This window comes from Paludibacter jiangxiensis (assembly GCF_001618385.1).
GTDB classification, from domain to species: domain Bacteria; phylum Bacteroidota; class Bacteroidia; order Bacteroidales; family Paludibacteraceae; genus Microbacter; species Microbacter jiangxiensis.
This window is the reverse complement of the sequence record NZ_BDCR01000003.1, coordinates 285,840-305,022: the sequence shown is the minus strand read 5'-3', so window position 1 is coordinate 305,022 and position 19,183 is coordinate 285,840. Positions and strand designations below refer to the sequence as shown.

16 protein-coding genes are annotated in these 19,183 nt (G+C 41.1%); 4 read left to right on the top strand and 12 right to left on the bottom strand.

The features are described from left to right. Nucleotides 1-202: 202 nt before the first annotated feature. The 5 genes from PJIAN_RS07755 to PJIAN_RS07735 form a co-directional block, all read right to left on the bottom strand. Nucleotides 203-802 carry an IMPACT family protein gene (locus PJIAN_RS07755; protein ID WP_068703754.1) on the bottom strand — a complete coding sequence of 200 codons (600 nt, stop codon included), beginning with the start codon at nucleotides 800-802 and terminating at the stop codon, nucleotides 203-205. A 15-nt stretch (nucleotides 803-817) separates the two neighbouring features. Beyond that, nucleotides 818-1,567 (bottom strand): transposase, encoded by a 750-nt coding sequence (locus PJIAN_RS07750; RefSeq protein ID WP_068703752.1) that lies wholly within the window; start codon nucleotides 1,565-1,567, stop codon nucleotides 818-820. 203 nt (nucleotides 1,568-1,770) lie between these two features. Beyond that, entirely contained in the window at nucleotides 1,771-2,700 is a 930-nt protein-coding gene (locus PJIAN_RS07745) for a DUF1848 domain-containing protein (RefSeq protein ID WP_068703750.1), read from the bottom strand. Then, nucleotides 2,697-3,401: a hypothetical protein gene (locus PJIAN_RS07740; protein ID WP_153802519.1), complete on the bottom strand. Its 705-nt coding sequence runs from the start codon at nucleotides 3,399-3,401 to the stop codon at nucleotides 2,697-2,699. Before PJIAN_RS07740 ends, PJIAN_RS07745 begins: the two co-directional genes overlap by 4 nt. 651 nt (nucleotides 3,402-4,052) lie before the next feature. After that, entirely contained in the window at nucleotides 4,053-4,535 is a 483-nt protein-coding gene (locus tag PJIAN_RS07735) for a hypothetical protein (RefSeq protein ID WP_153802518.1), read from the bottom strand. A 538-nt stretch (nucleotides 4,536-5,073) separates the two neighbouring features. Here PJIAN_RS07735 and PJIAN_RS07725 point away from each other — a divergent pair. The 3 genes from PJIAN_RS07725 (at nucleotide 5,074) to PJIAN_RS07715 (ending at nucleotide 8,741) form a co-directional block, all read left to right on the top strand. Then, the gene (locus PJIAN_RS07725) at nucleotides 5,074-6,600 is read left to right on the top strand and encodes a DUF4836 family protein (protein WP_068703742.1); all 1,527 of its coding nucleotides are present in this window, start codon (nucleotides 5,074-5,076) and stop codon (nucleotides 6,598-6,600) included. A 199-nt stretch (nucleotides 6,601-6,799) separates the two neighbouring features. Beyond that, nucleotides 6,800-7,444 (top strand): ATP-binding cassette domain-containing protein, encoded by a 645-nt coding sequence (locus PJIAN_RS07720; RefSeq protein WP_068703740.1) that lies wholly within the window; start codon nucleotides 6,800-6,802, stop codon nucleotides 7,442-7,444. Between the two features lie 109 nt (nucleotides 7,445-7,553). Beyond that, nucleotides 7,554-8,741: a transporter gene (locus PJIAN_RS07715; RefSeq protein ID WP_068703739.1), complete on the top strand. Its 1,188-nt coding sequence runs from the start codon at nucleotides 7,554-7,556 to the stop codon at nucleotides 8,739-8,741. A 52-nt stretch (nucleotides 8,742-8,793) separates the two neighbouring features. On the opposite strand, the gene PJIAN_RS07710 is transcribed toward PJIAN_RS07715, so the two are convergent. The 3 genes from PJIAN_RS07710 to PJIAN_RS07705 form a co-directional block, all read right to left on the bottom strand. Continuing rightward, a complete protein-coding gene (locus PJIAN_RS07710; RefSeq protein WP_068703738.1) occupies nucleotides 8,794-10,404 on the bottom strand; it encodes a WG repeat-containing protein in 1,611 nt (536 codons plus the stop codon). A 451-nt stretch (nucleotides 10,405-10,855) separates the two neighbouring features. Continuing rightward, nucleotides 10,856-11,053, bottom strand: coding sequence for a hypothetical protein (locus tag PJIAN_RS14900; protein ID WP_153802517.1), 198 nt, complete (start codon nucleotides 11,051-11,053; stop codon nucleotides 10,856-10,858). Between the two features lie 383 nt (nucleotides 11,054-11,436). Then, a complete protein-coding gene (locus PJIAN_RS07705; RefSeq protein WP_068703737.1) occupies nucleotides 11,437-13,047 on the bottom strand; it encodes a WG repeat-containing protein in 1,611 nt (536 codons plus the stop codon). A gap of 1,075 nt (nucleotides 13,048-14,122) precedes the next feature. On the opposite strand from PJIAN_RS07705, the gene PJIAN_RS07700 reads away from it, so the two are divergent. Beyond that, on the top strand, nucleotides 14,123-15,256 hold the full coding sequence (locus PJIAN_RS07700) for a helix-turn-helix domain-containing protein (protein WP_084252322.1): 1,134 nt from the start codon (nucleotides 14,123-14,125) through the stop codon (nucleotides 15,254-15,256). 311 nt (nucleotides 15,257-15,567) lie between these two features. Here PJIAN_RS07700 and pgeF read toward each other — a convergent pair whose 3' ends face one another. Genes pgeF through PJIAN_RS07680 form a run of 4 tightly spaced genes read right to left on the bottom strand, consistent with a single transcriptional unit; the run spans nucleotide 15,568 to nucleotide 18,958 of the window. Beyond that, nucleotides 15,568-16,359 (bottom strand): peptidoglycan editing factor PgeF, encoded by a 792-nt coding sequence (pgeF, locus tag PJIAN_RS07695; protein WP_068703734.1) that lies wholly within the window; start codon nucleotides 16,357-16,359, stop codon nucleotides 15,568-15,570. Between the two features lie 7 nt (nucleotides 16,360-16,366). Further along, on the bottom strand, nucleotides 16,367-16,765 hold the full coding sequence (locus PJIAN_RS07690) for a PaaI family thioesterase (protein WP_068703732.1): 399 nt from the start codon (nucleotides 16,763-16,765) through the stop codon (nucleotides 16,367-16,369). 15 nt (nucleotides 16,766-16,780) lie between these two features. Further along, nucleotides 16,781-17,350: an indolepyruvate oxidoreductase subunit beta gene (locus PJIAN_RS07685; protein WP_068703730.1), complete on the bottom strand. Its 570-nt coding sequence runs from the start codon at nucleotides 17,348-17,350 to the stop codon at nucleotides 16,781-16,783. 12 nt (nucleotides 17,351-17,362) lie between these two features. Further along, complete coding sequence (locus PJIAN_RS07680) at nucleotides 17,363-18,958, bottom strand: thiamine pyrophosphate-dependent enzyme (RefSeq protein ID WP_068703728.1); 1,596 nt, start codon at nucleotides 18,956-18,958, stop codon at nucleotides 17,363-17,365. Nucleotides 18,959-19,183: the final 225 nt, after the last annotated feature.

Sequence of the window (19,183 nt, the reverse complement as noted above, 5' to 3'; positions counted from 1 at the left end):
GAATGTGTCATGTAAATTAGTTTCGCACACAGAATACACGGATTGTACGGAACTACACAGAAAAGTCAGGACTTTACATAAAATGAAGCCCTGACTTTTTTATGAGGTAAAATTCCGTGATATTCTGTTTTATCCGTGTTGTCCGTGTGCAACGAAAAACAACGGTGATATTCTGTCTCATCTGTGTCTTCCGTGTGCCAAATTAATCGCGTTCTACCACCCGTAACGATTCTATCTTTTCCAGCTTTCCCATAAACATTGGATAAATTGCTTGCCGTACCGATAACTTCATGCGGCAGGTCATATCGAACTGTTGTTCGGTGACGGTGGTGTCGGTCTCTTTCAGTAGCGACATCACATCGTTCATGGTCAGGTAGTCGAACTCTATTTCGAGGGTGATAGTTACCTCCTGTTCCTTGATTTCGTTGTTGGCGATGGCATCGGCCGCCGCGGCCTTGTAGGCGGTAATCAGTCCGCCGGTGCCCAGTAGGATGCCGCCGAAGTAGCGCACCACGATAATCAGAATGTTGGTAAGGTTGGCCGAGTGGATCTGCCCGAGGATGGGGCGGCCGGCAGTGCCCGAGGGCTCGCCGTCGTCGTTGGCGCGGAACTCCGTGCGATCGGCTCCCAGTACGTAGGCGTAGCAGACGTGACGTGCATCGTAATACTCCTTGCGGAAGGTTGACACAATGCTTTTTACCTCCTCCGTATCGGATACGGGGATGGCGAACGAGAGGAATTTACTCCCTTTCTCTTTATAAATGCCTTCGGAGCGGCGCGCTATGGTAAGAAAACTGTCCAAATGTGCGGTTGTCGTTTATTGTTGTTCGTCGTTAAATTTGTCGCGTTCCCATTTTGCGGGATTGTCAAGAATATAGGCCGATATTCGGACCTCGTCTTGCCAATCGCGAATAATATGGTCGTAATAATTGCGTTGCCATAATTTGCGATCGTATCGCGGCCATGTATTGATTTTTACCCCACGGATATATTCGTTGGTGGTCATCGTTTTGAACCAATCCATCACATCTCCGATGGTTGCCCCGCATTTTTTGTTGTGCATACCGTATTGTGCATCGATTTCGGAATGCGTCGTTGTTTGGAAATGCGGGATTGTTTGGGGACGCACCGTTGTTTCGGAATTGGAGATTATTTCGGGATGCGGAATTATTTCGGGACGCCCACGTAGGGGCGCCCCTACGTGGGCGTCCGTATCCGTAACGTGGGTGTCCGTATTTGTGTTCGTGTCCATGTCCATTCCCGTAACGTGGGCATCGGTTGCCGGAACGTTATCCATTTCCAAAATTTCAATAATACAATGCATGTGATTGGGCATTACCACCATTTCCCGACAACGTTTATCGGGGAATTTGTTTTCGATTTCGCGATACCATTTTTTAACCATGCGCCCGGCATCGTTCAATATCATTTCGCCATTGATCACCTTTCCGAACAAATGCAATCGGTTTTGTACCACAACGGTCAAAAAATACAATCCGGCACGGGCATAATCGTACCCTTGCAAACGTATGTTTTTACGTCGGTGTTCTTCATTGTGTATGGTCATGGGTGGCGTGCAATGATAAAAGAGAACCAATCGGTTTGAACGCGAATGACGCGAATTTACACAAATTCAATTTGCATTTATTTGCGGCGATTGGCGTTCGTCGGCTCTTCTTGGTTGAATGGTTTGCAAAGATATGGAAATTCTATTGAGGGTTTATTGGTCGTTTTCTTAGATAGAACTACCGATTTTATTTGTGTCTAATTCTAAAATAACAAATTATCTTTCTTTAGGGGGCAGACTGCTCTTTCTTTTATGATATCATTACTATTAATTTGGCCTGTAAGTAGAGGCGATTCTGGATCATGCTTTAGTCTGTTTTTTAAAACAACATCATTGTTGAAATTAGCATAGCAATACAAGCAATTATGTCCGCAAGTATTATATTCTCCTATATCAATACTCTGGACGCATCCACACTCTTTTCTCTGACTTTTATCTTTTGAAATATGTATTTTACTTCCGAGTAGCTCTTCTACTATTTCATTGTCGATGCATTTCCCATGCCCTATACCATGGCTTTCAAGGTCAATATTCTCAGAACATGTTTGAATGATCATGCCATATTGTTGAGCTATAGGAAGAATTTTATCTGTGATTTTATATATTTCTGTTTCTGTGAGTTCTCGGGCATATGTACCCTTTAAGTTTCTTTCTGTCTTTTGATAATTGTCTATAAAGCTTATAACGCATCGCTTTGTAAATCCGGATAAGCGTTTGGCAAGCTCCTCAAAGTATTTTACATGGTAATCAATATCTATTTTATCAGTCAGTAGAATGGGATCATATCTCCAGATAACCCTGTTGGTGCCAATTCTTTTGGAGAGATCAATAAAAGTGTCTATTACCACGTCCTTCTTAGGAACTTTAACTTCCATCCTCTTGTCGTATGGATTTATGGTATATTGAAAATAATATTTGAACTCGTCAAGCTCATCTAAACGAGAAAGCATTGCTTTTGGGTTTTTTGTCCAAAATACAATACAATCAACCACTTTGGGATTGATAGGTACCCGGCTGATTTGGTGTATGTTCATTGGATTTCGAACATACACAAATCCTTCTTTTACTCGATTGAGAAACCATTCGGAGTAAAACGCAGGAATATCAGTTCTACGGCTAACGCTTAGGATCATTTACTCCGAGTTTTAAAAATGATTGATTGTGCACTGGAACAAGGTGTTTTGATGTCAAATCGACTTTTAATTACTTGAGGAATATCGAAAATTAAAGTGTCATATTTGTGGTTCTCACCACCATAAGGGTGAGGTGGTTGGTTTGGGAAACGATATAGAAATTGAGATGTGATATTGTTGTTCATTGAGTGTTTGTATATGTTAGCAGATATTGATCTGATGTCATAGTGATTAATGTCATTGGTAATTATAATCGATTTGTCTGGCAGTTTGTCTATTACATTGGCGGTGAATTTTTCAATAAATTCATTTATTCTGTCGGAACAGTTCAAATTAAACTCATTGAGGATATACTGCAAGATTACAAAATTATAGTCAAGTTTCTCATTGCCTTTTATTGTTTCAATAAAATCAAATACATCGGAATAGATGTATTCAATATTGTATTGGGGAAATATTTCTTGAATTTTGTTTTGTGTATTTTGCCATCTTACATTGTTGTCAACTCCCACATAAGAAATTGGTCTAGAGGTTGCTTTTTGCATTAAGTAACGATCAATTCCAAAAAGATCAGCACAAGAACCGCAACCTAAATTTAATATTTTGAATTGGTCAAATCGATTAAAATTAAACGCACTGAATAAATGACCTATTTCAGATGCGTATTTATAAATATAACTGCAAGTATAGCAGTAGATCATATTGTCGCAATCATATCCTCTAGAGCTGCCATAGTGGCATTCTTGCAGGCAGATATTACAGTTGTTTTTGCATGTGTGTTCGCAATTTAAACATTTCCCATTCTTTGTTATGGAGTCATTGCAAAATTGAACTAATTGGTTTATTGGCATCTTATGGCGTTTTACATGGGGTAGTGAGGTTTTAGTAGAGCATAAAATCCAAATGCAATGTTACTGTTTTATCCTCACGTTTCCAATCGTTTTGCTAATATTTTGCACTTATAAAAAAATCTACGCAACTACCTGCGAGTCCTCTTTTATCCTTGACTTTGGTTGATGGATGCGGAAATCGTTTCCTTGTTGCTCCGATCTATATGCTTTCGGGTGGATAGCATACTTCCGCAGGTTCGCTCGATATCCTCGAAGCATATCGTTTGAACCTGAAAAGGTATATGTAATATGCTTTTAGGTCCAGCTGATACCCTCTGAGGTTCAAAATATACCCTCGAAGCATATTGTTTGGACCTGAAAAGGTATCTGTGATACGCTTTTAGGTCGACGTGATACCTTCGGAGGTTCGAAATATACCTTTTTAGGTGGGTGATGCAACTTCATAGGTGGAATGACAGGATAACCCCTTAATCAGAGGTTATCCTGCGGTCGGTCGGACAATTATTTGGTTGCGGTCAGCTCCTGCTTGGTGGGGCGGGGGAACTGCTTTTTCAGCTCATCGTAAATGGCCTGCGCTCCGGGAACATTGGAATGACAGGCGTTCTTTATCGAGGAGTAAAATATCAGCGCCGCATCGTAAGCCTCGCTGCCGGCAACCATCTGCGTGTCTTCCAATCCGCGTTGCAGAGTGGTCAAGCCCTGCAGAACGGACATGGTGGCGGTTACCAGCGCATAGTCTTTCTTTGCTTCGGCAAGATTCAGGTAGGAGGGCACCAACGTGGGATTGTTGGTGGCAAACTCCAGCGCTTTGGCTACGAATGCAACCGTCTTTTCGCCCATTTTCAATCTGTTCTGTCGCTCTTCGGCAGTCAGATTGGTGGTCAGTACGTTTGCCAAAAGCGTGCGAATTTCTTCCGTTTTGGTTTTCACTGTGGTAAGAGTCGGGGCTGTAATTTCAGCCGAGATCATGTTTTCTTGTGCCATAAATGGTACTTTTTTAGATTATTGAATGATGGATGATGTCTATAGGCATTTGCCTTCCCTCCTTTTCATCCGGTAAGAAGGGAATTTGTTGACTATGTATGAATTTTAAAACAGAGGGGTAAACTGTTAGTTGCTGCACGACAGCGATTGAAACCCCGGAATGCAAAGCAGCAGGACTGAGTTGCCAGAATGCCGCAATAGCAGACATTTCATCGTAAAACGACGAATGTGAAGTTGGTTAGTGTGGTTGCTTATTGATATATAGTTCAAAAGCAGTTGTAAATATATGACAAAGCTTTGAAATGACAAAACATATTTATTCAAAATGTTTTGTTTTTGTTTGTTAATGGCGTTGCTGGTTGCGGTAATCCTATTTTTGATGCTGCTGATGGTCGGTTAATTAAAAAGCTGTAAGCGGTTATAAACAGTGTCGTGTTTTTGTGAATTTATGCTCGTTTCAAATCAAAAAAGAGTACATTTGCAGCCAAAATCGGAAAAGTTACGGATTTGTATTATCTCTCCTAAAATCTTTATAACGATGAGACCTCTTTTTTCTGCCGGCGTGCGTCAAATGACTGCATTATTGCTGCTTACTACAGCCCTTGTAATCTCTTCCTGTTCCAAAAAGGAATATCCCGACAATCTTACGATTATCCCCAAAGAGAGCTCTTTGGTGGCTTGTATCGACCTGAAAGCCCTGGCCGAAAAAGCCGATATGAAAGAGTTGAAGAAGTCGGCAACTTTCAAGTCGCTCAGTCAGGAAGTATTTTCCGATCAACCGGCTCTGAAAGCAATTCTGGACGATCCTTCCAAAAGCGGCGTGAAATTTACACAGGTTTTCATGTTCCTTACAGGTACGAAAAATGTGGGCGTTACCCTCGAACTGGACGATGCCTCCGATTTCGAATCGATGCTGAAGAAGCTTGCCGAACAGGCGGGTATTGCGCTGGATGTGAAGAAAGAATCGGATTGCAACTACGTGACGATGCCTCAGAACGACAGTACCCTGTTGGTATGGGACAAGCATAAGGCGTTGTTGGTTGCCAATACTCCAAAAGATCAGGCGATAAAAATATTTACAACTCCTAAAGAGTCGAGCATTGTGACGGTGAAGGATTTTGCCGATGCTTACAAACAAAAGAAAGACCTCTTCCTCTGGACAAAAAACGACAGCGCATCGAGCAGCCTAGGCGCACTGTTGCAATTGCCGGTGATGGCGGCCGAGACCGAATTAATGAAGGGTACTTTTACGCATGTCAATCTTGAGTTTAAGGATGGTGAAGTGGTTTGTACTTCCGAAACCACACCGCTTGAACTGGCAAAGAAACTGGATGCCAGATATATCAACGCTCATCCTGATGATAATATTCTGCGTTACTTCCCGAAAACAGCCTTCCTGATGGGACGTGTGGCGCTCAATATGCCGGCTATTGCACAATACCTCTCGACAAGCAAGGATAGCAAAGCATTTGCCAATGCAGATAACCTCAGGGTGATTAACTCCCTCAACGGTGATATGGTGTTCTCTGTGTTTAATTTCGCCAATGGCGTGCTTCCTGTTCCTCAGTTAGCTGTCGCTGCTACGGTGAAAGACAAATCGCTTTACGATTATATTCTCAAACAGTTGCCCGCAATGGTGCAAGAGAAGAATACCGGTGCCTACCTGACGCTTACTCTCGATCCGTATGTGTTTTATTTGGCGCAGAAAGGTAATTTGCTAATGGTGGCCAATAGCGAAGATGCCATTAAATCGTTTGCAGAGGGCAAACCGCAGCCTGTAAGCCTGCTGGATGCTTCTCCGGTAGCCAATATTAAGGGATGTCCCGGCGTGTTTTATCTCAACCTTGATCCCGATAATTATCCGCAGGCTATCATGAGTTTGCTCGATACGTTTGGCGGTGGTGCCGGTTCGAAATTCAAAACCATGCTTTTCCTGAAAGATTTGCAGGGAACGTACGATCCGAATACGGCGCAAGGCAAAGTGGTGCTGAGACTGAAAGACAACAAGAAAAACAGTCTGGCAGTGATCCTGCAGAAAGCCGACGAACTCGTTGCGGCAAGATAATGCATTCGAATTTCATTAACCATTAATAAGTTAAGAAATATAGAGTTGGTTTAGGTCTGAAATCTTTTGTGTGCTTTTTGTGGTTAAAGCGATCTTTTATGATAGCAAGAGTTTGCAGGTAATAGAACGAACTTCTTAATATCCTTCATGTCTTAATGGTAAAAAATAGTGCTTCATTTTTAATTATTCATTATACAAAGTGCAAACAATAGAAATACACGACATTGTCCCTGATCCTATTGCCGACATTGCATCCAAGTCGTCGGAAGTGTGGTTTAAGGATCATTCGTTTACACGCGGCAAACACTACCTGATCACTGCCGAATCGGGTACCGGAAAATCTTCTTTTTTCGACTTCCTCTACGGGAGGCGTCACGATTTTCAGGGCTCTATCACCTTCGACGGTGCATCGCTTCATTCATTCAAAGTGCGCGACTGGAATAAGGTCCGTCAACACAACGTCAGCCTGGTTTTTCAGGGGTTTCGCCTTTTTCCGGAACTTACCGTTTGGGAAAATCTTCAGTTGAAGAATCATCAAACCGGTTATCTCTCCGATCAAAAGATGATGCAGCTGCTCGAAACGCTTGGAATACCCGAAAAGAAAGATATTCCGCTCCGGTTTATCTCTTACGGGCAGCAGCAACGTGTGGCCATTATTCGTGCCATGTGCCAACCTTTCGATTTCCTTTTGCTCGATGAACCGTTCAGTCACCTCGATGAGGTAAACCAACGAACGATCTGCAATATGGTGAGCGCCGAATTGAAAGAACGCGGTGCAAGTCTTATGCTCTGCTCTCTCGGCGATCCCTATTTCTTTGAATACGACGAAAAACTGAATATGTAAACTCAATTTGAAAATTTGAAAATATACCAATGTGCCTATTGCCGGTTTGTAAGGCAGTTCTCTTCATTGTCACATTTTCAAATTTGCACATTTTCAAATTACCAATAGAATGTTACTCTGGAAATTATTACGCAAAAATATTGTGGCAGGGCAATTGGCAGGTTATGTTGCCGCCACGCTGCTGGGGCTTACTATCGTGCTGCTCTCCCTGCAATTTTACAACGACCTGCAACCGGTATTCAGTGCCAAGGAAGGCGTTTTTGCCCGTGACTATTTGGTCGTTAGTAAAAAGGTTTCTCTTCTGAAAACACTAAAAATCAGCTCGACCGAATTTTCGAAAAATGAGATGGCGGAAGTTCAGTCACAGCCTTTTGTGAAACGGATGGCTGGATTCACCGCGGCAACATTCCGCGTGTATGCCTCTACAGCAATTTCCGGTAAAGTGGCTAATTTCGGCACCATGCTCTTCTTTGAATCGGTGCCCGATACTTTCCTGGACATCAACTCCACCGACTGGAAATGGAACCGGAATGCCAATTTTATCCCAATCATCATTCCCCGCTCGTATCTGACGCTTTATAATTTCGGATTTGCTCCCAGTCAGGGATTGCCGCAATTATCTGAAAAAACTATTGGTTTGTTGAATATGAATATCGAGTTGTCAGGCAACGGTAAAGATGCCATCTTCCAAAGCCGTATTGTGGGATTTACGGATAGAATCAACTCTATTTTGGTGCCTCAGGAATTTATGGACTGGGCCAATGCCGAGTTTGGAACGGGTAGCGCACAACCTTCCCGTGTAATTATTGAGCCGCATAATGTTACCGATCCTAAGCTGGGGGAATATTTTGCGGCACATCAGTATGAAATTGCCAATGATAAGGCGTCGGCAGGGCAGGCTTCGTCTTTCCTGCGTACCCTTATTCTTATCGTGATGGGGGTGGGGATTATTATTACCCTGCTGGCTTTGGGGCTGATGCTGTTGAGTATCAATTTGCTTATTCAGAAGAATCATACCAAAATAGAAAATCTCTCGCTGATGGGCTTCTCGACTGAGAAAATAGCGAAGCCTTATCAATATCTGGTGGTGATTCTTAATGTGGTAATTTTGCTGATAGCATTGGTGTTGGTGAATTACTTCAGGGGGCAATATACCGCCAGTTTCAATACCAGTATCCATATCGATGATGGCAATCTGGCCTGGAATTATATTCTGTGGGGCGTTTATATTGTAGTCGCTCTCTCGGCCATCAACATCGGCTGGATTTATATGAAGGTAAAAGAAATCAGGAAATAAAAACAATCATCCCGGCTTAAAGATCGCTTGATCCGAAAGCCGGGATGTTTCCTTAGTGACTCCAGTATTCTAACCCATTTATATTGATATATCCTTTTGTGTCGTCTTGTGTGCCGACGAGTGCCAGTCCATTTTTGAAATCGGATACCCATTTGTATTTGCAGGAGATGGTCAATCGCCCTTTTTTGTTGATAAACCCTGCAAGTCCGTCAGCTTCAATCCATGCCATTCCTTCCGAAAACTGCCCGATAAACTGATAGTTACAAGGTGTGATTTCCCGGCCTGTAATATCGATCAACCCAAATTTACCGTTGCGCCTTACTCTTGCTAATCCGTTGCTAAGCGTGTCGATTGAATCGTATATGCAAGGTGTAATCTCTGTGCCGTTGAAGTCTATTATGCCCCATTTCCCGTTTAATTTGAAACAAGCCATGAAATTGGTGAACCTGCTAACTGCATCATACATGCACGGTGCAACTTCTTGTTCGTGTGTGTCGAAAATGCCCCAATATCCATCGGAATAGATGCCAATCAATCCCTCGCAAATAGACTTGACGGCTTCGTATCTGCAAGGAACTATTATTTTCCCTTTCCGGTTTATGCATCCAACCTTTCCGTTCAGGGATACTTCGGCGATGTTGTCTGTGAAATGGCCTATGTAGTCAAACTTACAAGCAATAACTTCATCTCCGTTAGTATTTACTGCTCCCCAGTGGAAATCATTTTGAACAACAGCTAATCCTCCGTGAAATTGGCCGATTGCGTCGTATTTGAAAGGAATTATTTCGTTTCCATCGGTATCGGTATAGCCCCAGTATCCGTCTTTTTGGCATCTGGCAATTTTGTCGGTGAACCGATCGATAAATTGAAAAGAACAAGAGACGGTTTCTTTGCCCGATTCATCAATACAACCCCATTTGCCGTTTCTTTTAACGCGGGCAATATTGTTGGCAAGCGGTTCAATTTCAAAATACCTGCAGGTACGGTTGTCTTTACAAACAAACTCAATTAAGCTCCAATCTTTATCTATTTTGACCTTTAGCAAATTTCCTTCGAATTTTTCAATGTCGTTGTACCTGCAGGTAATTAATTCACATCCGGTGTAATCAACTACACCCCATTTTCTATTTGCCTTAATACTAAATAAGCCGTTGCCAAGATATTTAATGTTCTCGTGTGTGCACACTAAAACTTCTTCTCCAAAGTTGTTTATAGCGCCCCATTTGCCGTTTAACTCAACCTCAGCATATCCGTCTGTGAAGTTGCCTATATGGTCGTACTTGCAGTTGGTGAGCCTTTTTCCGCTTCTGGTCGCTAATCCGTATTTGTTGTTTTGTTTGAGTATTATTTTGCCATCGTTCAATCGTTCTATAGAATCATATCTGCATGGATAAATTTCTTTACCGGTATAGTCGATCAATCCCCATTTTTTATTTGCTCTGATTTTTGCGCTGTCGCCCTTAAAGAGGCAAGCTTCCTCATAAATACAAGGAATGATGATTTTTTGTATTGTATTGCAATAACCCCATTTGTCTTCTTTTCTGAATGGAATTAAAAGGTTGCCGGTAGCAGCTCCTGTCGGTTTGAGCTTCCGTATATTCCATTTATTTAGTCGTATTGCTTGCGGTCTGCTAAGTCTTACTTCTGGTTTGGCGGTAAACATAATGAGATTTTGATTGGTTACGACTTTAGATGCTGGTGTGTGGTATGTTTGCCGCTAATAATCTGCAGACAAAAGATAATGGTTCAAAGAGGAAGATTCTTAGTGTTATCTTTCTTTCGATTGCCCGATCTTAATGTTTTATAGTATTGTGATGCCGCATACCGGATTGTGTATGCTCTGATGTTAACCCCGTTGGAGATTTACATGTGGGGAAGACATTCCAGAACGCCTTCTCCCGACGATAAAAGGAGTTTTGTCAGGATGCTCAGGGATGGGTGTTTTATATTGCTGGTCGAGAGTGTCATGTTGCGCAGTTGTATTTGTAATGTATTGAAATTAAGCGCAGATTGTTGATCGGCTAATGAACGAGTGTAGTGCGGCTGCTGCTATCTGGAAAAACACAAAAAGCCGGATAACTCTCTTGCAATGCGATAGAATAGTTTCTTTAGGCTTAACCCCAGTCGTACCAAATAACACTACTGCTTACGACAGTGATTGTTATAGGTGCTTTTTCTTTGTTGTCGGGCAGGGTGGTGGTCACAATCATTCTCTCGTTGTTACTGTCTTGTTGGGTAGGAAGAATTTGCTTGCGGGTAGTGGATAGTCTTCCTGTTACAGTCCTTGTGTGGTGCAAAGTTCTTGTTCTCATTGTTTTTCGTTGAAGGTTCTTTGGAGAAAATCATTGGCAGAAAGAGTTTCAGGTACATCACGTATTTCAGAAAACTACATTCGGCATTACGCTTAAAATACAGAGAGTCACAGTGGAGGATCAGTTGCACATTGCAAATATAACCCCGAAAAGAATGATTTGTTTTTTATGGTGGGTTAAATCGCTCCATGGTTTGGTTAAATGGTGCAAACGGTAAGTCGGTAAAATGGACATGGTGATCTGGCTTCGTTTTAATGTTTTGATTCCTTATATGTCATAATTATTGGACTGTATTATTAAAATAAAGCATTATCGGCTAATGATTTCTTTGAAACGTTATCACAATTTCTTGAGAATCGATAGGTTTTTCTTGTGTTACCAAACTAGTCTTCCCAATAAGTGGCGCCATTGGTATGTACGAAACCGATCGTGTTATTCTCAAGTCCCGCTATGGCCAGATTATCTTCGAACTCCCAGACCCATTTGTATTTGCAGGGTATTACTTCCTTGCCGTCTTTGTTGATAAATCCTGATTTTGAATTTGTCTCTACCCAAGCCAGACCGTTTGAGAATTTGCCGATATGTTTATACTGGCATCTGACGACTTCCTTGCCCTGGATATTTATCAGTCCGGTGAGAGATTTATTATATACACGGGCTACTTCATCACGAGGTAATTCTATTTTGTCATACCTGCACGGCACAATTTCTCTTCCGGTATAATCAATAATTCCCCATTTTCCTTTAATCTTTACGCGAATCATAGTGTCGTTGAACCTTGCAATTGCGTCGTATACGGTAGAAGTTAGTGACAGGCCTTCGGAGTTTATTAAGGTCCAATAGCCGTTCAGGTGTACACTGTAAGCGTTTTTGCAGGCCGGTTTAATGGATTCATAGCCCGAAAACAGCATTACCTTGAAGTTCTTATTGATAATGCCCAACCGGTCGTTTACCGCAATCTCAGCTTTCCCGTTGTTGAAATTGCCAATGAAAGTGTATCGAAACGGGGCTTTTACGTCACCAAGATTGTTGATGATGCCCCAGCGATTATTTTTGCAGACCCCGGCTAACTGTTCCTGAAAATTATTTACCATATCATATTTGCAGGCAATAACTTCATGACCGCTCATGTCTACAAATCCCCAGTGTCCGTTGTATAAACAGCGTGCCAGTCCGTCAGAGAAGTCTCCTATTTGCTTGTAAATACAAGGGACGGCAATCTCTCCTTTTGTGTTGATATATCCCCATTTTCCGTTTGTTTTGACTTTGGATAAACCATTTTTTATATTCTCCATTATCGTATAATGGCACGATACGATCTCAGTTCCATCGGAAGTGATGATGCCCCATCCATGATTGTCACTCACTCGAAATAGCGAACAGTCATAAATATCAAAGCAGTTAAACTTGCAGGGGGTAATTTCTTGACCGCAACTATCGACCAATCCCCAACGTTTATTTGGACAAACTGCAAAATATCCATTGCCTAAATTTTTTATGTCCTGATATTTTGGGGGTAATATTTCTTCTCCTGTTATTGAAAGAATACCTTTTTTATCTTCATTTTCCAATTCGGCATATCCTTTGAGAAATTTGCAGATAAAATCATATTTGCATGAAATAATTTCCATTCCAAATATGTCGGTTAGTCCCCATTTGCCTCCTTGTTTTACCGATAAAATTGTTTCGATATTCATTTCAATAGCATCATATCGGCAACTTATCAGTTCGTTGCCATTGTTCGTGATTATACCCCATTTGTTGTTTTTGCATACAATGGCAATTCCGTTTTTGAATTTCCGGACAGCATCATACAGACACGGAATAATTAATCTCTTTTGAATGTTGCAGAATCCCCATTTAGTTCCTTTTCTGTAAGGAATTAGAATATTTTCGGCTTGTAGTCCGGTATTCCTGGTGAAAAGTGTGGGTCTGAATGGTAATCTGGCGACTGAACGTCTGTTGTACGAGAAAAGGATGCTGTTTTCTTCCATGCTGTTCAAGTATTAGAGTTCGTAATCAATGAAATTTGATGGATAAAATCTGAATATGATGGGTGATGAAAATGCTGTTTTTGACTAATTGTATTGTAATCAGGTATGTATATTGTTTTCTGTGTTTTGCTTATAGGTGACGAATAGCCAGCCCATGATATAAGATATTATGAGATTTTGCTGATTTACAACAGTGTTGTTCTAATCAGTAAATAATAATTGAAAAGGTCTTAAGTTGGTTATAAGAAGAACTGGTAAGTTCTCTTGACGGCGTTACCCCCAATCAAACCAGGGAGTGTGTGGTTTTTTTAAAACGATCGAAGAAGATATGGTTGACTCAATGATGAAAGAGCCGGATTCGTTTCTGCTGATTGGTGTAGCAGGTTGATCGTTTTCGGATGAGTTTTTGTTGGCGTTATTCAACCTCTCTTGAGCACTAAACGTGTTTGGTTCCCTGTAGTGTAGTGTGTCTTTGTTCATACAGTTCTGAGGTTTAAGTCTGTTAATAAAGATGTTTTGATAGCATATTCTTCAAAAGGATATACTATAACTTCAGTTGTAGTAAAATTTCCTACATGTTTTGTAAGTAGAATTACGGTGCTGTGAAAATAATTATGTAGAATTTTATTTTTACAAATATAGCATTCAAATTGAAAAATAGATTTTAATTAACATATAATTAACGTGATTTAATATTAAATAAATACAATAAAATTATGACGTTTTATTTGTTTGTATGTTTGTAATGTCCACAAATAAATAGATATAAGTAATATTGTGGCTGTTTGTTGTGTGTTAAATAAAGTATTACTTATTAAGTCTTATTGAAAATTAAAATTGAATTTTTATGTAGTTGAATGAACTTGTGAGCTATGTTGCTGGATGTTCTTGGTGGTGTGTTTAATTATTTGATATATAGTTTATTGTATTTTCTTTTGTGTGTTGAGATTACGAAACTGGATTGTTGTGGAAAATAATTATTTAGATCAAAAATTGTATCTTTGCAGTGGCAAAATGGTCATAAGTATCCTTTGGTCTTGACTTAAAGAAAGATTATAACACTAAAAGCTGTCAGATGGATAATTCTATTACCTTATATGTAAACACGACCTTGATTATAAGTTGTTTGGTGTTTGCTATAGTTTTTTTTGCCTTCCCTTTACCTCCTGACTCAAAAGGGTTGAAAAGTTACAAGGTTTCCCTACGGACTTTGGGTATAGCCTATTCTCTTTTTGCATCTTTGGTGTTAATATCAGAAGCAATTGAAGAACCGGAAGTGGATTTATTGTCTGTGATAAATCTAAATATTGCATCGTTGCAATCTATTTTATTTGCCATGGCATTAGTCATATTACTTAATCCAGCCAAAATAACCAGGAAATATCTGCTTAAACATGTAAGCCCGATAATCGCTTTTGATCTTATTTATACTTTGGTTGCTCTTCGTTGGGGAAATCCTGAGATTGGTAATTTAGATGCTTTAGTGAAGCTTAGTCTGACACCTCCAGTCGTTATCAGGGAATGTTTTTGGTTGTTTTTTGTGATTCAGCTTGGGTATTTGACTGTTATTTTTATTCGTGCAGTTAAGAATTATGATAAGGCATTAGATAATTATTTTTCCGACGGTTATAAGATTCATATTCGCTGGGTGTCCATTTGTTATTATTCGGCCTTGTCGCTGGGTGTATTTGGGGTATTCATGATGTGTTTCTTTTCTTTTGTATGGGAAATTGTCTTTACGGTCTGTTGTATTATCTATTATGTCGGATTTGGGGTTTGCTATATTCAATATCCCAGAACGTTTATAAAGATAGAACCTGTGCTTCGTCCGGTTATTAAACCATCTGAAATTCATCTGAAAATCAATAACCGTTTTTCGTGGGCAGAACTAAAGGGAAAGGTGTTGAAAGAGAAGTATTATACCCGCATGGGGGTAAATATTGAAGATATGGCTCAATATTTGAAGGTTGGACGAACAACACTATCTGGTTTAATCAATAAGGAAGAGGGGGTTAACTTTAATTCGTGGATTCGGAGGCTTCGTATTGCAGAAGCTATTCGGTTATTACAAGAAAATTCAGAACATTCTTTGAGTCAGATATCAGAAATGGTAGGTTATAGTGAGCCCTCAAATTTCAGTCGCCAATTTAAGGCTGAGACAGGTGTTTCTCCTTCTGAATGGTGTCTACAAAAGCGTTTCCCTGCATAATCGATTTTTGAACGGTTTTTGACTTTTACTTATGCCCTTTCATCATCGTTATTTGTTAATTCGTACGCTGTTTTGTACAAATTGATAAGTTCGGTGCTGGTAATATTCTCTAATTTTGCAGAACCAAAAACAATCGTCATACCTCCAATTACATTTTGGTTTTACTTTTTGATATATAATTGCCGTGAGGCAAATGATCATTAATATTCCAAATCTAGAGAGAAAAATAATGAGTTAATTGGAGTATGAGACAATCTTCAACTGTCAAAGTTGAAGATTGTTTTTTTTTGATACGTATGGAAAGTTTGGAATTATTTTTTCAGGCAGATACCGCTTAACATACGCCCTGAATGGCTTCCCTGACGCCGTGCGGAAAAGAAAAGGTCAGGTTCGCTGAACGTGCAGTGGGGTGAGACTTCGATATTGTTGACTCCGACAGCTTCGAGTTGTTTTTGAACCGCAAGGCGGATGTCAAATAAAAATTTGTCATCGTTCTTTTGAGAAAAAAACTGATGTGTGTCGAATCCGTTGATGTGAAATTGAGATTCCAGCTCGCCTCCCACTTCGTAAACGGCTCCACTGATACAGGGGCCTACTGCTGCTATCAGATTAGCCGGATTGACTCCGAAATTATCTTTCATGGCCTCTATCGTACACCCAACGATGTTATTTAATGTGCTGCGCCAGCCAGAATGGATAGCGGCAATACTTCGGGTTACAGGATCAAATAAGAGAATGGGTACGCAATCGGCAGTTGTTGTCGTGATACAAATGTCCGGCGTATTGCATATAAGCGCATCAAAACCTTCTAAAGAGGCTTTTCTTCTATTCTCATCCATTTTTAGTAATGAATCGTCTACAAGCTTGACGTTGGTGCCGTGTACCTGATGCGCTCCAATTAAGCGATTCAGGGGAATACCGAGATCAGCGCAAAGAAGCTGCCGGTTTTGGATTATATTTTCCCTGCTTTCATCGGAAAAATTCCCCAGATTTAATGAGGCATATTCGTCACTGCTTACTCCACCCTGACGGGTAGAGCTAAAGTGAAGTATTTGTTCGGTGAAACGGTTAAGATTTGAATATGTGAGTAGATTGACAGACATTCCTAGATTAAAATTCGATGGTTTTGGGTGTGATGTAGGCAGTGCCTTTGAAGTTTGCCAATAATGCGCCATTCTCGTCAAAGATATTGATGTCGCAGGTGCACAATTTATTACTGCGTGCTATTTCCTTGGCTTCTGCGGTTAAAATACCTTCAGTGCTTTTTGCAAAGAATGATATGGATGCGTTAATCGATAGTGTGATAAATCCATACGAATTGACAGCAGCCGCAAAACAGAAGTCGGCAAGAGTAAACAAAAGTCCGCCGTGTACTACGCCGGCACCATTGAGGTGTCTTTCCTCTATTTTGATTGTTGCTTTTGCGTGGCCGGGAGAGCACTCGATGAGCTCGATCCCGTTGCTCATAGCAAACTTGTCTGCTGTGAAATATTGCTGGTATTTATCCATAAAAATGCGATTAAATCAGATGGCAGCAGCCCCTAAACGGAATGCTTTGATGTTGAGTTGAACCACAGCTTCTCCTTTCGCGGAAAAATAACTTTCGATGGCTTTTTCAAGAGCATCTTTGCTGATGCCGATATAGTTGGCTGCGGCGCCGAGCATCACTGTGTTGAATGCTTTCAGATTTCCGGCTTCGCGCGCCAGATTTTCAGCATCCACGAAAATATGCTTCCCGGTTTTGGCTATTTCATCTTTAATAGCCTGCTCTTCGGGGTAATTATTGATGTTTTTGAATGGTTCGGTGGCAGTAACAACCATTCCGTCCGAAGCAAGAAATGGTAAGTAACGTAAAGATTCCATCGGTTCTATCGCAAGAATCAGGTTGGCTTTGCCTTTGGGAATTAGATCTGAATAGATTACGCTGTCTGAAATGCGAAGGTGCGACTCTACGGCACCGCCACGTTGACTCATTCCGTGTACTTCCGCCTGTTTTACTTGCAGTCCCTGTTGCATGGCAGCCAGGTCTATGATAGATGCGATGGTTAGGATGCCTTGTCCGCCCACACCGGCTATGATAATGTTTGTTTGCATGTTCTTAATCTTTTACTTTTTATTTTCCTGTCTTTTTTTTCGACTGGCGGTTTGCACGCATTCGCGTTGCGCAATGATTACTGAAACGCCCTTGTATTCGAGTTCTTCTTTCAGAATAATGACGTTTTCATCGTGATTTTTCTTCAAAGGAACAAAAGTGCGGATATGTGATTCTTCTACGCCAATCCCTTTGCATATCTCAGCAAGCTTACCTGTGCCCGCAGAATCCTGGCCTCCGGTCATAGCTGTGGTGGAGTTGTCGGAAATGATGAGGGTAATGGCTGATTTGTCGTTGACAGCATCTAACAGACCGGTAATTCCCGAGTGAGTGAATGTTGAATCACCGATAACGGCAACAGCGGGATGGAGACCGGCGTCGGCAGCACCCTTTGCCATTGTAACTGAAGCGCCCATGTCAACACAAGTATTAATTGCATTGAATGGAGGAAGCGCGCCCAATGTGTAACAGCCGATATCGGAAAAGACATGTTGTTCCGGGTATTCTGCGAAGATGGCATTCAGCGCATCAAACACATCGCGGTGACTGCATCCCTGACACAGCATAGGTGGACGTCCGGCTACGATGGAAGGAATAGTTCTGAAGGTGTCCGATTCGACACCCATTGCTTTTGCAACAACATCGGGCGATAATTCTCCGGTACGGGGCAGTGCACCATCTAAGCGACCGCGGAATTTTTTGTTGCCGAAATAACCTTTTAGGTACTCTTCGTATGCAGGATAACCTTCTTCTGCAATCAGAATATCGTCGTATTTGTCCGTAAATTCTTTAATCAGCTTGTCGGGCAAAGGATATTGAGAAATTTTTAGTACCGGAATATCCAGATTTTCGGCCTGTTTTACTTCCATTACGTAGTTGTAAGCAATTCCGAAAGCAATGATGGCCTTGGTTCCGTTTCCTGCAATGGTTTTGTTCAGAAACGATTGTTCGGATAGCGACGCCAAAGTAGTTTGCTTTTCAAGCAGTTGCTGATAGTTGTTTCTTGCGTTAGCAGGGAGTAGTATCCATTTCCGTTTTTCCTTTGATGGATTCAATATGTTTTCTTCACGCGGCGGTTGTTGTTTGACAACTGCACGTGAGTGCGAGAGACGGGTGGTTACTCTGAATAACACCGGAAGGTTTTGCTGTTCCGATAAATCGAAAGCGTAACGTATGGCATCGTAAGTTTCTTGCTGGTTCGATGGTTCGATGACAGGCAGGAATGCGAATTTTCCATAAACGCGGGTGTCCTGTTCGTTTTGGGATGAGTGCATGGAAGGATCGTCGGCCACTACGACAACCATACCGCCGTTCACACCGGTAATGGCAGAGTTCAAAAATGCATCGGCAGCAACATTGAGTCCGACGTGTTTCATACATACCAGACTTCTTTTGCCCGCATACGACATGCCTAAAGCTGCTTCATAAGCTGTTTTTTCGTTTGTTGCCCATGTTGAGTGCACGCCTTTTTGACGAGCGATGGGTGATTGCTGTATGTACTCCGTAATTTCAGTAGACGGAGTACCGGGGTATGCATAAACACCGGAAATACCGGCGTCAATGGCAGCAAGAGCTATTGCCTCGGCTCCTAAAAGAAGTTGTGTATCCATTGTATATAATAAAATAACGTTACGTTAGTGATGTTTATGTATGTAATTTATTGAATGATAGTGTTGAGTGTTGTTGTTTCAAGGGTTGAATATTAAGCTGCAATTTAGCCAATTTTGACGATATATAAAAGTGAAGCAAATAAAGCATTTGTATAAAAAGCTATCGGATTTTGCATAGTGCAATGCCAAACGGTTTTTTCTACTTGCTCATTAGTTGGATTTTAA